Origin of the sequence: Inquilinus ginsengisoli, from assembly GCF_031453975.1 — a bacterium.
In the GTDB taxonomy this organism is placed as follows: domain Bacteria; phylum Pseudomonadota; class Alphaproteobacteria; order DSM-16000; family Inquilinaceae; genus Inquilinus; species Inquilinus ginsengisoli_A.
This window is the reverse complement of record NZ_JAVDPW010000015.1, coordinates 62,892-76,585: the sequence shown is the minus strand read 5'-3', so window position 1 is coordinate 76,585 and position 13,694 is coordinate 62,892. Positions and strand designations below refer to the sequence as shown.

Annotated in this window: 14 protein-coding genes; 12 read left to right on the top strand and 2 right to left on the bottom strand. The window is 70.4% G+C overall.

All coding sequences use genetic code 11. The features are described 5' to 3' along the window. Positions 1 to 87 precede the first annotated feature (87 nt). From hppD to E9232_RS32515, 3 genes are read left to right on the top strand one after another with little or no spacing between them, the layout of a single operon-like run. Positions 88 to 1,209 carry a 4-hydroxyphenylpyruvate dioxygenase gene (hppD, locus tag E9232_RS32525; protein WP_309801418.1) on the top strand — a complete coding sequence of 374 codons (1,122 nt, stop codon included), beginning with the start codon at positions 88 to 90 and terminating at the stop codon, positions 1,207 to 1,209. Continuing rightward, positions 1,206 to 1,598, top strand: a complete 393-nt coding sequence (locus tag E9232_RS32520) for a Rieske (2Fe-2S) protein (RefSeq protein ID WP_309801417.1) — start codon at positions 1,206 to 1,208, stop codon at positions 1,596 to 1,598. The genes hppD and E9232_RS32520 overlap by 4 nt, the downstream gene beginning before the upstream one ends. 54 nt (positions 1,599 to 1,652) lie before the next feature. Beyond that, the gene (locus E9232_RS32515; protein WP_309801416.1) at positions 1,653 to 2,426 is read left to right on the top strand and encodes a coniferyl-alcohol dehydrogenase; all 774 of its coding nucleotides are present in this window, start codon (positions 1,653 to 1,655) and stop codon (positions 2,424 to 2,426) included. Here E9232_RS32515 and E9232_RS32510 read toward each other — a convergent pair. Then, positions 2,423 to 3,169: an IclR family transcriptional regulator domain-containing protein gene (locus E9232_RS32510; RefSeq protein WP_309801415.1), complete on the bottom strand. Its 747-nt coding sequence runs from the start codon at positions 3,167 to 3,169 to the stop codon at positions 2,423 to 2,425. The genes E9232_RS32515 and E9232_RS32510 overlap by 4 nt on opposite strands. A gap of 256 nt (positions 3,170 to 3,425) precedes the next feature. Between E9232_RS32510 and E9232_RS32505 the strand changes: the two genes are divergently transcribed. From E9232_RS32505 to E9232_RS32465, 9 genes are all read left to right on the top strand, one after another. Then, positions 3,426 to 4,757, top strand: a complete 1,332-nt coding sequence (locus E9232_RS32505; protein WP_309801414.1) for an MFS family transporter — start codon at positions 3,426 to 3,428, stop codon at positions 4,755 to 4,757. A 48-nt stretch (positions 4,758 to 4,805) separates the two neighbouring features. Beyond that, a complete protein-coding gene (locus E9232_RS32500; protein ID WP_309801413.1) occupies positions 4,806 to 5,975 on the top strand; it encodes an ABC transporter substrate-binding protein in 1,170 nt (389 codons plus the stop codon). 7 nt (positions 5,976 to 5,982) lie between these two features. Continuing rightward, positions 5,983 to 6,843, top strand: a complete 861-nt coding sequence (locus tag E9232_RS32495) for a branched-chain amino acid ABC transporter permease (protein WP_309801412.1) — start codon at positions 5,983 to 5,985, stop codon at positions 6,841 to 6,843. Next, positions 6,840 to 7,865 carry a branched-chain amino acid ABC transporter permease gene (locus E9232_RS32490; RefSeq protein WP_309801411.1) on the top strand — a complete coding sequence of 342 codons (1,026 nt, stop codon included), beginning with the start codon at positions 6,840 to 6,842 and terminating at the stop codon, positions 7,863 to 7,865. Before E9232_RS32495 ends, E9232_RS32490 begins: the two co-directional genes overlap by 4 nt. Then, positions 7,862 to 8,614 (top strand): ABC transporter ATP-binding protein, encoded by a 753-nt coding sequence (locus tag E9232_RS32485; protein ID WP_309801410.1) that lies wholly within the window; start codon positions 7,862 to 7,864, stop codon positions 8,612 to 8,614. Before E9232_RS32490 ends, E9232_RS32485 begins: the two co-directional genes overlap by 4 nt. Continuing rightward, on the top strand, positions 8,607 to 9,335 hold the full coding sequence (locus E9232_RS32480) for an ABC transporter ATP-binding protein (RefSeq protein WP_309801409.1): 729 nt from the start codon (positions 8,607 to 8,609) through the stop codon (positions 9,333 to 9,335). Before E9232_RS32485 ends, E9232_RS32480 begins: the two co-directional genes overlap by 8 nt. 135 nt (positions 9,336 to 9,470) lie before the next feature. Then, positions 9,471 to 10,571 carry a 5-methyltetrahydropteroyltriglutamate--homocysteine S-methyltransferase gene (locus E9232_RS32475; protein WP_309801408.1) on the top strand — a complete coding sequence of 367 codons (1,101 nt, stop codon included), beginning with the start codon at positions 9,471 to 9,473 and terminating at the stop codon, positions 10,569 to 10,571. A 220-nt stretch (positions 10,572 to 10,791) separates the two neighbouring features. Next, the gene (locus E9232_RS32470; RefSeq protein WP_309801407.1) at positions 10,792 to 11,529 is read left to right on the top strand and encodes an SDR family NAD(P)-dependent oxidoreductase; all 738 of its coding nucleotides are present in this window, start codon (positions 10,792 to 10,794) and stop codon (positions 11,527 to 11,529) included. Beyond that, positions 11,526 to 12,578, top strand: coding sequence for an S-adenosylmethionine:tRNA ribosyltransferase-isomerase (locus tag E9232_RS32465; protein ID WP_309801406.1), 1,053 nt, complete (start codon positions 11,526 to 11,528; stop codon positions 12,576 to 12,578). Before E9232_RS32470 ends, E9232_RS32465 begins: the two co-directional genes overlap by 4 nt. A 15-nt stretch (positions 12,579 to 12,593) precedes the next feature. Here the strand turns inward: E9232_RS32465 and E9232_RS32460 are convergent, their stop codons facing one another. Further along, positions 12,594 to 13,601 (bottom strand): site-specific tyrosine recombinase XerD, encoded by a 1,008-nt coding sequence (locus E9232_RS32460; RefSeq protein ID WP_309801405.1) that lies wholly within the window; start codon positions 13,599 to 13,601, stop codon positions 12,594 to 12,596. Positions 13,602 to 13,694 lie beyond the last annotated feature (93 nt).

Sequence of the window (13,694 nt, the reverse complement as noted above, 5' to 3'; positions counted from 1 at the left end):
CAACCTGCCGCGCGACCCGCTTTCGCACGGAACGCCCACGTCGGCGCTGGTATCATCCTGGAAGATCCGCCACGCCAGGAGCACCCGATGGGCCCCTATCCGCACGACGCGCCGCCGGCCGAGATCACCGAGGCCAACCCGATGGGCACGGACGGCTTCGAATTCGTCGAATACGCCTCCGCCGAGCCGGAGAAGCTGGGCGCGCTGTTCGAGACCATGGGCTTCGCCCCGGTGGCGCGGCACAAGTCCAAGCGGGTGACGCTGTACCGCCAGGGCGACATCAACTTCATCGTCAATGCCGAGCCCGACAGCTTCGCCAGCGACTTCGCCCGCAAGCACGGCCCCTGCGCCTGCGCCATGGCCTTCCGCGTCGCCGATGCCGGGCACGCCTTCCGGCGCGCGGTGGCGCTGGGTGCCAAGCCGGTCGAGAGCCGGGTCAATGCCGGCGAACTGCAGATCCCGGCGATCGAGGGCATCGGCGGGTCGCTGCTGTATTTCGTCGACCGCTATGGCGCCAAGGGCTCGATCTACGATGTCGACTTCGAGTGGACCGGCGAGGCCGAGCCGCACCCGGAGGCCGCCGGCCTCTACTATCTCGACCACCTGACCCACAACGTCCATCGCGGCCAGATGGATGTCTGGACCGGCTTCTACACCAGGCTCTTCAACTTCCGGCAGATCCGCTACTTCGACATCAACGGCAAGATGACCGGGCTGTTCTCGCGCGCCCTGACCAGCCCGGACGGCAAGATCCGCATCCCGATCAACGAAAGCGCGGATGAGAAGAGCCAGATCGAGGAATATCTGCGGGCATACAAAGGCGAGGGCATCCAGCATGTCGCCATGGGCAGCCGCGACATCTATGCCTCGGTCAGCCAGCTGGCCGACAACGGCCTGGCCTTCATGCCGGCCCCGCCCGACACCTATTACGAGAAGATCGCCGACCGGCTGCCCAAGCATGGCGAGCCGGTGGAAAAGCTGCGCGACCTGGGCATCCTGATCGACGGTGAAGGCGTGGTCGAGGGCGGCTACACCAAGACCCTGCTGCAGATCTTCTCGCAGACCGTGATCGGCCCGATCTTCTTCGAGTTCATCCAGCGCAAGGGCGATGACGGCTTCGGCGAGGGCAATTTCCGCGCCCTGTTCGAGAGCATCGAGGAGGACCAGATCCGGCGCGGCGTGCTGTCGGCCGACAGCGACGCGGCGTGAACGGCAACCCCTTCGCGCCGGAGGCGGGGCCGGCCTGGCGCCGGCACCCGCAGGCCCCGGCGCCCGGCACCGCGCTGGGGCGGGTGGACGAGATCGAGGATCCCGGCGTCCGCGTGCTGTCCTTCGGAAGCGGACGGCGCGTGTTCTCGATGCTGCTGGTCCGCCACGGCGACGCGGTGCGCGCCTTCCTCGACGCCTGCCCGCACAACTGGCTGCCGCTGAGCTGGCGCGGCGGCAGCCTGCTGAGCGAGGACGGTGCCCGCCTGGTCTGCTCCAACCACTTCGCCGAGTTCGACGCCGATGACGGCCGCCCCGTCTCCGGCCCCGCCGATTGCGGCCTCGACGCCATCCCGGTCCGGGTCGAGAACGGCGCCATCGTGATGGGGTGAGGTCGACGGCCGCGAGTGCTATGGAAGGGCCTTGATCGCGACGGGGCCCCGAGCATGCTGACCGGCAAGACCATCATCGTCACGGGTGCTGCCTCCGGCATCGGCGCCGCGACGGCCCGGCTGGTGCAGGCCTGGGGCGGCCGGGTGATCGCGGTCGACCGCCACCAACCCGCCGACCCGGTCGACGCGTTCTTCGCGGCCGACCTGTCCGACCGCGCGTCGATCGACGCCCTGGTCGCGGCGCTGCCCGCCGGCGCCCATGGCCTGGCCAACATCGCCGGCCTGCCGCCGACCCGGCCGGCGGCGGAGGTGCTGCGGGTCAACTTCGTCGGGCTGAAGCACCTGACCACCCGACTGGTGCCGAATCTGGCCGACGGCGCCGCCATCGTGAACCTGGCCTCGCTGGCCGGGCTGGACTGGGCCGAGGCGCTGCCGGCCGTGCGCGCCAGCCAAGACCTTGCGTTCGAAGACGTGGAGGCGTTCTGCCGGGACCACGGCATCGCCGGCGCCCGCAGCTATTTCTTCTCCAAGGAAGCGCTGATCGCCTGGACCCTGCGGCACCGCTGGACCTGGCGCGACCGCGGCATCCGCATGAACGCCGTCAGCCCCGGCCCGGTCGACACGCCGATTCTGAAGGATTTCGTGGCGACGCTGGGTGCCCGGGCCGAACAGGACATGGCGGTGATGGACCGGGCCGGCCGGCCGGAGGACATCGCCCCCGTGGTCGGCTTCCTGCTGTCCGATGCCTCGGCCTGGATCCGCGGTGCCAACATTCCGGCCGATGGCGGCCTCTACGCCCATGTGCTGGACCGCCGGCACAGGCTTTAGCTCCGAGGCACTGCCAGGACGATGGCGCGCGCCGCCTCCTGCAGCGCCGGCAGGAAGCGGGCCTGCATCTCCACCGCCCCCACCCGCGACGCCGGGGCGCTGAGGTTGATCGCCAGGCTGCCGGCCGAGATGCCGCCGGGCACCGCCACCGCGATCGAACACAGCCCCGCCTCCAGCTCCTCCGACACCAGCGCGTAGCCGCGGGTGCGGATCTCGGCAAGCCGGGCGGCCAGTTCGGTCCGGCTCGTCAACGTGTGCGCGGTGAACCGCTCCAGCACCGCCGCCTCGAAATAGCGTTCCAGCTCACGCGGATGCAGCGTCGCCAGCAGCGCCTGGCCCATCGAGGTGGCATGCGCCGGCAGGCGGGTGCCGACGCCCAGCCCGACCGTCATGATCCGGTGCGGCGCCGGCGACCGCGCAACATAGGTGATGGCTGTGCCGTCAAGCATGGCGGCGGAGGAGGATTCGCCGAGGCGACGCGTCAGCTCCAGCAGCGCGTCGCGCACCCGCTCCAGCTCGCCCATCCCCGACAGGAAGCTGTGGCCAATGGTCAGGATCGCTGGGGTCAGCTCGAAATGCTTGCCGTCGCTGCGGGCATAGCCGGCCTCGCACAGGGTCAGCAGGAAGCGCCGGGCGGCCGCCCGGGTCAGGCCGGTGCGGGAAGCCGCCTCGGTGATGGTCTGGCGACGGTGCCCCGCGCCGAAGCTGCGGATCACGTCCAGCCCCTTGCGGAACGACAGCACCTGCTCGGTTCGCTGCAGAGTGGCTCCTCCCCATTTGTTCGTTTTGCGAACAAGGCATCCGTTCTGCGAACCGATCCTTGACCCGATCCACGCCCCGGCACAAGACAGCAGGGTAGAAAAAACGCAGGAAAGATGGGGGAAGCGTCCGGGATGGCGAAGACCGTCACCCTTCCGGCGACCTGTGCCGCGGCGGGCCATGGCCCGGCCCCGCGCTTGCCCCGACCCGCAATGGCGTGACGAGGCGAAGGACACCCGCATGGTCGCATCCATCCCCGAAGACCGGCCGCTGACGGCACCGATCCAGAATGCCGCCGTCGCCGCGCTCAGCACCCGCGGCCGGATCTTCGCCATCGTCGGCAGCTCGTCCGGCAACCTGGTCGAGTGGTACGACTTCTACACCTACGCCTTCACCTCGATCTATTTCGCCGGCGCCTTCTTCCCCAAGGGCGACCGCACCAGCCAGCTGCTGGCCACCGCGGGCATCTTCGCCGTCGGCTTCCTGATGCGGCCGATCGGCAGCTGGGTGTTCGGCCGCATCGCCGACCGGCACGGCCGCCGCACCTCGATGGTGCTGTCGGTGCTGATGATGTGCGCCGGGTCGCTGGCGATCGCGGTGCTGCCGACCTACGACACCATCGGCACCGCGGCGGGGGTCCTGCTGCTGCTGGCCCGCCTGGTGCAGGGGCTGTCGGTCGGCGGCGAATACGGCACCAGCGCCACCTATATGAGCGAGGTGGCGGCGCGCGGAAACCGCGGCTTCCTCGCCTCCTTCCAATACGTCACGCTGATCGGCGGCCAGCTGCTGGCAAGCCTGGTCGTGGTGGTGCTGGAACTGACCCTGTCCGGCGACGAGATCCGGGCCTGGGGCTGGCGCGTTCCCTTCGTGATCGGGGCGGTCGCCGCCGTCGTCGCGCTGTATCTGCGCCGGTCGCTGATCGAGACCAGTTCGGAGGACGTCCGCAAGTCCAAGGATGCCGGCACCATCCGGGCCCTGCTGCAGCACCCGCGGGCCTTCATGACGGTGCTGGGCTTCACCGCCGGCGGGTCGCTGATCTTCTACACCTACACCACCTACATGCAGAAATACCTGGTCAACACCGCCCATATGGCCACCAGCACGGTGAGCCTGGTGATGACCGCGGTGCTGTTCGTCTACATGGTGGTGCAGCCGCTGTTCGGCGCCCTGTCCGACCGCATCGGCCGGCGCAACAACATGCTGGCCTTCGGCCTGCTGACCACGCTGAGCACGGTGCCGCTGCTGGGCGCCATCGGCACGGTGACCAACCCCTTCGCCGCCTTCGGGCTGATCCTGTGCGGGCTGGCCGCGGTCAGCTTCTACACGGCGATCAGCGGGCTGGTGAAGGCCGAGATGTTCCCGATGAGCTGCCGCGCCCTGGGCGTCGGCCTGTCCTACGCCATCGCCAACGCCGTCTTCGGGGGCAGCGCCGAGTATGTGGCGCTGTGGCTGAAGGATGCCGGGATCGAGGGCTGGTTCGCCTGGTACGTCACCGCCCTGTGCGCCATCGCCTTCATCGTCGCCATCCTGATGCCGGACAGCCGCAGCAAGAGCATGATCGAAGACAACTGATCCAGCGGCGGGAGAAACCCGCCACACACCAGAACAGGGAGGACCATGATGCGTCGACGCCATCTCACCGCCGCGGCCCTGGCCGCGATCCTGCTGGCCCCGCTGCCGGCGCTGGCGCAGGAGACGGTCAGGATCGGCCTGATCCTGCCGATGACCGGCCCCTCCGCCTCCACCGGGCGGGAGATCGAGGCCGCGGCCCGGCTGTACATGCAGCAGAACGGCGCCACCGTCGCCGGCAAGACCATCGAGCTGATCGTCAAGGACGACACCGGTGTCGCCGACGTCACCAAGCGCCTGGCGCAGGAGCTGGTGGTGAAGGACAAGGTGGCGGTGCTGGCCGGCTTCGGCCTGACCCCGCTGGCCGCCGCCGTGGCGCCGATCTCGACCCAGGCCAAGGTGCCGCAGGTGATCATGGCCGCCGCCACCGCGGCGACCACCGAGGCGTCGCCCTTCATCGTCCGCACCAGCTTCACCCTGCCGCAGGTGACGGTGCCGCTGGCCGACTGGGCGGCGCAGAACGGCATCAAGACGGTGGTCACGCTGGTCAGCGACTACGGCCCCGGCCTGGACGCGCAGAAGGCCTTCGCCGAACGCTTCGGCAAGGCCGGCGGCACGGTGACCGAGCAGCTGCAGGTGCCGCTGAAGAACCCGGATTTCGCGCCGTTCCTGCAGCGCGTCGCCGACGCCAAGCCGGATGCGGTGTTCGTGTTCGTGCCGTCCGGCTTCGGCGCCATCTTCATGAAGCAGTTCGTCGAGCGCGGGCTGGACAAGTCCGGCATCCGCCTGATCGCGACCGGCGACGTCACCGATGACGAGCAGCTGGACAGGATCGGCGACGTGGCGCTGGGCACCATCACCACCCACCACTATTCCGCCGCCCATGACAGCCCGGAAAACAAGGCCTTCGTCGCCGCGTTCCTGGCCGCCAACAACGGGCTGCGGCCGAACTTCATGGCGGTCGGCGGCTATGACGGCATGCACCTGATCTACGAGGCGCTGAAGAAGACCGGCGGCGCCACCGACGGCCAGGGCCTGCTCGACGCCATGAAGGGCATGAGCTGGACCAGCGTGCGCGGCCCGATCTCGATCGACCCCGACACCCGCGACATCGTCCAGAACGTCTATGTCCGCAAGGTCGAGCAGAAGGACGGCGCCCTGTACAATGTCGAATTCGCGACCATCGAGGCGGTGAAGGACCCGGTCAAGGCCGCGAAGTAGGCCCGCCATGGCGACCATCCTGTTCGACGGCATCGCCTACGGCATGCTGCTGTTCGTGCTGGCCTGCGGCCTGTCGGTGACGCTGGGGCTGATGAACTTCATCAACCTGGCGCATGGCGCCTTCGCCATGCTGGGCGGCTATGTCACCGCCATCCTGATGAGCCGCTGGCAGGTGCCGTTCTTCCTGTGCCTGCCCGCCGCCTTCGCCGCGGCGGCGCTGGCTGGGCTGGTGCTGGAGCGGACGCTGTACCGGCAGCTGTATCGCCGCAGCCCGCTGGACCAGGTGCTGTTCTCGATCGGGCTGGTGTTCATGGCCGTCGCCGCCGCCGACTATCTGATGGGGTCGGAGCAGCAGATCATCCAGCTGCCCGGCTATCTCCGCGGCCGGGTCGAGGTGCTGGGCGTCGGCATCGGCATCTACCGCGCCCTGATCATCGTGATCTGCGGCGTGCTGGTGCTGGCGCTGCAGGCCGTGCTGGCCCGCACCCGCTTCGGCAGCCGGCTGCGCGCCGCGGTGGACGATCCGCGCGCCGCCCGCGGCCTGGGCATCCGGGTCGACATGATCTTCGCCGCCACCTTCGCCGTCGGCAGCGGTCTCGCCGGCCTCGGCGGCGCGCTGGGGGCGGAGATCCTGGGCGTCGACCCGACCTTCCCGCTGAAATACATGATCTATTTCCTGATCGTGGTGACCGTCGGCGGCACCTCCAGCCTGACCGGGCCGTTCCTGGCCGCCCTGCTGCTGGGCATCGCCGACGTCGCCGGCAAATACTACGTCCCCGCCTTCGGCTCCTTCGTCATCTACACCGTGATGATCGTGGTGCTGATCCTGCGGCCGCAGGGCCTGTTCGCACGCGGTGGCACGCGATGACCGATACGCCCCTGCCCGCTGCGGCAACGATCCGCCCGGCCGCGTCGCGCGCCCGCTGGCGCTGGCCCGAGATCCTGTTCTGGCTGGCGGCGCTGGCCGCCCTGTTCGGGCTGCCGGACCAGTATCTGATCCTGAATGAGATCGCGATCCTGGCGCTGTTCGCGCTCTCGCTCGACCTGATCCTGGGCTATGCCGGCATCGTCTCGCTCGGCCATGCCGCCTTCTTCGGCACCGGCGCCTATGTCGCCGGCCTGCTGGCCGTGCATGTCGCCGGCGAGCCGGCGCTGGGCTTGGCTGCCGCCGCCGTGGTGGGCGCGGCGCTGGGCTTCGTCACCAGCTTCCTGGTGTTGCGCGGCTCGGACCTCACCCGGCTGATGGTGACGCTCGGCGTCTCGCTGCTGCTGTTCGAAATTGCCAACCAGGCGGCCGGCCTGACCGGCGGCGCCGACGGGCTGAACGGCATGGTGGTCGGCCCGGTGCTCGGCCTGTTCGAGTTCGATCTCTACGGCCAGACCGCCTATGGCTACAGCCTGGCGGTGCTGTTCGTGCTGTTCCTGGCCGCCCGGCGGCTGGTGCATTCGCCCTTCGGCCTGTCGCTGCGGGCGATCCGCGACAACCCGCTGCGCGCCGGGGCGATCGGCGTGCCGGTGGCGCGGCGGCTGGTCGGCATCTACACCCTGTCGGCCGCCTATGCCGCGGTGGCCGGGGCGCTGCTGGCCCAGACCACGCAGTTCGTCTCGCTCGACGTGTTCGACTTCCACCGTTCGGCCGATGTGCTGCTGGTGCTGGTGATCGGCGGCGCCGGATACCTGTATGGCGGGCCGGTCGGTGCCGTGCTGTTCCGCTTCCTGCAGGACTGGATCGCCGGCATCACGCCGCAATACTGGTCGTTCTGGCTGGGCGCGTTCCTGGTGCTGCTGGTGCTGGTCGGCCGCGACCGGCTGGTGCAGGGCTTGCGCTGGCCGGTCACGGCACTGCTGTCCCGCTTCGGAGGCGGCCCCCGCCTTGGAGGTGAGCGATGACCGCGGCGCTGGAGACCATCGGCCTGCAGAAGCGCTTCGGCGGGCTGGTCGCCACCAACGACGTGTCGCTGCGGATCGAGGTCGGCGCCCGGCATGCGCTGATCGGCCCGAACGGTGCCGGCAAGACCACCTTCGTCAACCTGCTGACCGGGGTGCTGGCGCCCAGCGCCGGCCGGGTGCTGCTGACCGGCGAGGACATCACCGGGCTGAAGCCGCATCTGCGGGTCCGGCGCGGCCTGGCCCGCACCTTCCAGATCAACCAGTTGTTCGCCACCATCACGCCGCTGGACACCATCGGCATGGCGGTGTCCGAGCGCATGGGCAGCGGCGGCGACTGGTGGCGCGTCGCCGGCGGCAAGGCCGATGTGACGGATGAGATCCAGGAGATCGCCGACCGCTTCCGCCTGGCGGACGTGCTGCACGAGCGCACCGCCACCCTGGCCTATGGCAAGCAGCGGCTGCTGGAGATCGCCACCGCCTTCGCCTGCCGCCCGCGCGTGCTGCTGCTGGACGAGCCGGCGGCCGGCGTGCCGGAGGCGGAACGGCACGAGCTGCTGGCCACCATCGCCGAGCTGCCGAAGGATGTGTCGGTGCTGCTGATCGAGCACGACATGGACCTGGTGTTCAGCTTCGCCGACCGCATCTCGGTCCTGGTCAACGGCACGCTGCTGACCGAGGGCACGCCCGACGCCATCGCCGCCGACCCGCAGGTGCGCGCCGTCTATCTCGGGGAGGCGGTGGATGACTGAACTGCTGGTCGTGCGCGACCTGGTCGCCGGCTATGGCGAGGCCGTGGTCGTCACCGACGTGTCGCTGGCCGTGGCCGAGGGCGAGGCCCTGGCCCTGCTGGGCCGCAACGGCACCGGCAAGACCACGCTGCTGAACAGCATCATCGGCGTCACCCGCCGGATGGGCGGCACCGTCACCCTGGCCGGCCGCGACCTGACCCGGGCGCGGCCGGAGGACCGGGCGCTGGCCGGCATCGGCTGGGTGCCGCAGGAGCGCAACATCTTCAAGTCGCTGACGGTCGAGGAGAACATGACCGCGGTGGCCCGGCCGGGCCCGTGGACGCCCGAGCGGGCCTATTCGATGTTCCCGCGGCTGAAGGAGCGGCGGCGCAACCTGGGTGGCCAACTATCGGGCGGCGAGCAGCAGATGCTGGCGATCGCCCGCGCCCTGATGCTGAACCCGAAGCTGCTGCTGCTGGACGAGCCGACCGAAGGCCTGGCGCCGATCATCGTCGAGGAGCTGCTGGCCGCGCTGAAGCGCATCCTGCGTGACGAGGGCGTCGCGGCCATCGTGGTCGAGCAGCATGCCCGCAAGATCCTGTCGGTCACCGACCACGCCGTGATCCTGGAGCGCGGCGCCATCGTCCATGCCGCGCCCAGCGCCGCGCTGAAGGCCGACGACGCCGCGCTGGACCGCCATCTCGGCGTCACCCGCAAGGGGCTGGCCCGTGCCGCGCCGTAGGTTCACCGATTGTCATGCCACGGCTTGACCGTGGCATCCAGGGGCCACCGAGAGCTGCTCTGGGAAGCCCCTGGATCCTCGGGTCGAGCCCGAGGATGACAATAAAAGTAAGTGCCACCCGAGGAGGAGACCCCTATGCCGCGCCAGACCCCACCCTTCCGCGCCGACATGGTCGGCAGCCTGCTGCGCACCGCGCCGCTCAAGGCCGCCCGCGAGCAGCATGAGCGCGGCGCGATCTCGGCCGGGGAGCTGCGCGCGGTCGAGGACCAGGAGATCCGCACGCTGGTGCGGAAGCAGGAGGAGATCGGCCTGCAGGCCGTGACCGACGGCGAGTTCCGCCGCGCCTTCTGGCACTACGACTTCCTGGAGCATCTCGACGGCGTCGAGGGCTTCTGGATGGACCATGGCGTGCAGTTCCAGGGCGCCCAGCTGAAGCCGAAGGGCATCCGCGTCACAGGCCCGCTGGGCTTTTCCGGCCACCCGATGCTGGACCATTTCCGCTTCCTGAAGGCGAACACATCCCGCGTGCCGAAGATGACCATCCCGTCGCCCAGCATGCTGCACTATCGCGGCGGCCGGCAGGTGATCGACCCCGCGGTCTACCCCGACATGGAGGAGTTCTACGCCGATCTCGGCCGGGCCTATGCCACGGCGGTGGCCGCCTTCGCGGCGGAAGGCTGCCGCTACCTGCAGCTCGACGATGTCAGCTTCGCCTATCTCTGCGACCCCGAGCAGCGGCGGATGCTGGCCGAGCGCGGCGACGACCCGGTGAAGCAGCCCGAGATCTATGCCGGCATGCTGAACGCCGCCATCGCCAACCGGCCGGCGGACATGGTGATCAGCATGCATCTCTGCCGCGGCAATTTCCGCTCCACCTTCATCGCCTCGGGCGGCTACGAGCCGGTGGCGGAGCGGCTGTTCAACCAGATCGGCGCCGACGCCTATTTCATGGAATGGGACACCGAGCGCGCCGGCGGGTTCGAACCGCTGCGCTTCCTGCCCAAGGGCAAGACCGTGGTGCTGGGCCTGGTCACCTCGAAGACCGGCACGCTGGAGCGGAAGGACGACATCCGGCGCCGGATCGACGAGGCGGCGAAGTTCGTCGACCTCGACCAGCTCGCCCTCAGCCCGCAATGCGGCTTCGCCAGCACCGAGGAGGGCAACACCCTGGCCGAGGACGAGCAGTGGGCCAAGCTGGCGATGATCGTCGAGATCGCCCGCGAGGTCTGGGGGTAGGGTCACCGCTCCCCCTTTGTCACATTGTCATGCCCGGGCTTGCCCCGGGCATCCAGAGAGCGTCGACACCTTCTGGATTGCCGGGTCAAGCCCGGCAATGACAGGGAAAGGGAGGGCGGCGAAGAGCATTAATCAAGATATGACTTGCAATATCCCCTTGACCTGAAGTGCACTTGAGCTTGTAGCGGTGGAGGCTCCTGACGAGAGGAGCATCCTGTCCATGCCGACCGATATCGATCTGAGCCAGCTTCGCGTCGCCGTCACCGGCGGCACCTCCGGCCTGGGGCTGGCCCTGGTCCGCCTGCTGACCGCGATGGGCGCGCGGGTCGCCTTCGTCGCCCGCACCGGCCCCGCCGTCGCCCGCCTGGCCCGCGAGACCGGCGCCCAGGGCATCATCGCCGATGTCGGGCGCAAGGAGGACATCCACCCGATCGCGCTGCAGGTCACCGCCGGGCTCGGCGGGGTCGACGTGCTGGTCAACAACGCCTCCAGCCTCGGCCCGGTGCCGCTGGCGCTGCTGGCCGACACCGAATGCGAGCAGCTGGAGGAGGCGCTGGCGATCAACCTGGTCGGGCCGTTCCGGCTGACCCGGGCGCTGTTCGGCGCCCTCGCCGCCTCGGCCCGCGACGGGCGCGGCGCCGTGGTGGTCAACATCTCCAGCGACGCCGCGGTCAGTGCCTATCCCGGCTGGGGCGCCTATGGCGCCAGCAAGGCGGCGCTGCGCCACCTGACCGCGATCTGGGCCGAGGAGACGCAGGAGGAGCGGGTGCGGTTCCTGTCGATCGATCCCGGCGACATGGACACGCCACTGCACGCACTGGCGGTGCCCGACGCCGACCCCGCGACCCTGAAGCAGCCCGAACTCTCGGCCGCGGAGATCGTGCAGGCCATCCTCGCCGTCTTGCCGGGCCGGGCGGAGCGGCCGGCGGCCGAGCTCCCGGTCGGGACCGCAGCATGATCGCCGCCGACGCTCCCGACCGGCGCGCCGCAAGGCTCTGCGCCATCGACCCGACGGGCAGGCTGCGGCACTTGCCCCGCGCCGGGCTGGCGGCGCTGCTGCGCCCCGGCGACCTGGTGGTCGCCAACGACGCCGCGACCCTGCCCGCGAGCCTGCACGGGCTGCACGCTGCCAGCGGCCGCCTGGTCGAGCTGCGGCTGGCCGGCTGGGTGACGGCCGGCGACCCGACCCGCTTCGTGGCCGTCGCCTTCGGCGCCGGTGACCACCGCACCCGCACCGAGGACCGCCCGCCCCCGCCGCCGCTGGCGCCGGGCGACCACCTGGCGCTCGGGCCGCTCGCCGCGATGGTCGAGCGGCGCCTCGGCCATCCCCGGCTGGTCGGGCTGCACTTCCTGGGCGGCCGTGACGCCGTGCTGGCCGGGCTGGCGCGGCACGGACGGCCGATCCAGTACGCCCATGTGCCGCAGCCGCTGGCGCTGTGGGATGTCTGGACCAGCATCGCCGCCGACCCCGTGGCGTTCGAGCCGCCTTCGGCCGGCTTCGCCCTCGATTGGGGCCTGCTGGCCGCCTGGCGGAAGCGCGGCGTTGGATTCGCCACGCTGACCCACGCCGCCGGGATCTCTTCGACCGGCGACCCCGCGCTGGACCAGCGGCTGCCTTTCGACGAGCCCTACCGCATTCCGCAGCCGACAGCGGCGGCGATCAGCCGGGCGAAATCCGGGGGCGGGCGGGTCATCGCCATCGGCACCACCGCGGTCCGGGCGCTGGAGGCCGCGGCGCAGGCCGACGGCCGGGTGCGGCCCGGCGCCGGCGTGGCCCGCGGGCGGATCACGGCCGAAACCCGGCTGCGGGTGGTGGATGCGATCCTGACCGGCGTGCATCAGCCCGGCGAAAGCCATTTCGAGCTGCTGCGCGCCTTCGCCGATGACGCGGTGCTGGACCGTGCCCTCGAGACCGTGGCGGCGCAGGGCTATCGCGCCCATGAGTTCGGCGACTGCCTGATGCTGGAGCGGCGGCGCGCTTTCGAAAGCGGCCGGCTGGCGTCCTAGGCCGGAGGGTCCGCCCTACGACCGGGTCTTGGCCAAGGGATGGGCCGAGGCCACCAGGCTCTGCAGCCGGTCCCCCAGCACATGGGTGTAGATCTGGGTGGTGGCGATGTCGGCATGGCCCAGCATGGTCTGGACCGAGCGCAGGTCGGCGCCATGCGACAGCAGATGGGTGGCGAAGGCGTGGCGCAGCACATGCGGGCTGACCCGGCTGGGCTCGATCCCCGCCTCGATCGCCAGGTCCTTCAGCAGCTGGCCGAAGCGCTGCCGGGTCAGGCTGCCGGCCCGTGCGATGCGCGATGGAAACAGGAAGCCACGGTCGCGGCCTTTGACGAAGAACACGCCGCGATGCGGGAGATAGGCCGCGATGGCGTCCCGCGCGGGCTCGGACAGCGGCACCAGCCGCTCCTTGTCGCCCTTGCCGCGGACGATCAGGGCCCGCCCGTCGCGCCCCAGGGCCGACAGCGGCAGCCCGACCAGTTCGGAGACGCGCAGGCCGCCGCCATAGAGGATCTCGAGCAGGGCCAGCAGGCGCAGACCTTCCGCCAGCCGCTCCGGATCGGCGAACAGGCCGGCGATGGCGCCGATCAGCCCTTCGACCTCGGCTTCGGACAGGAGCTTCGGCAGGGACCGGCCGAGCGCAGGGGAATCGAGCGCGGCCGAAGGATCGTCCTGGCGCCGCCCTTCCGAGACCAGGAAGCGGTAGTACTGGCGCATCGCCGACAGGCGCCGCGCCGCCGTGCGCGCGCCGGTGCGCCCGCCCTTGGCCCCTTCCCGGCGGGAGAGGTCGCCGAGATAGGCGCGCAGATCCTCGGTCACGGCGCTGTCGATGGCCCCCCCGCCGGATTCGAGGAAGCGGTTCAGGTCGAGCAGGTCGCGGCCATAGGCCTCACGAGTGTTGGCGGCGGCCCCGCGCTCCGCCACCAGCATGTCGAGGAACGCGTCGACCGAAGGCGGCGGCAGCAGCCGCGGCGCGGGCGGACGGCCGCGCCGGCGCTTGGGTCCGGGGGCTGCTGCCTCAGTCACCCTCGGTCAGGCTCTCATTTGAAGTGGTCGTTCGAGATGACCTTCTCCACGGTTTGGCTGGGCGGCCGGAAATCGATCACGGCGAGCGCGACG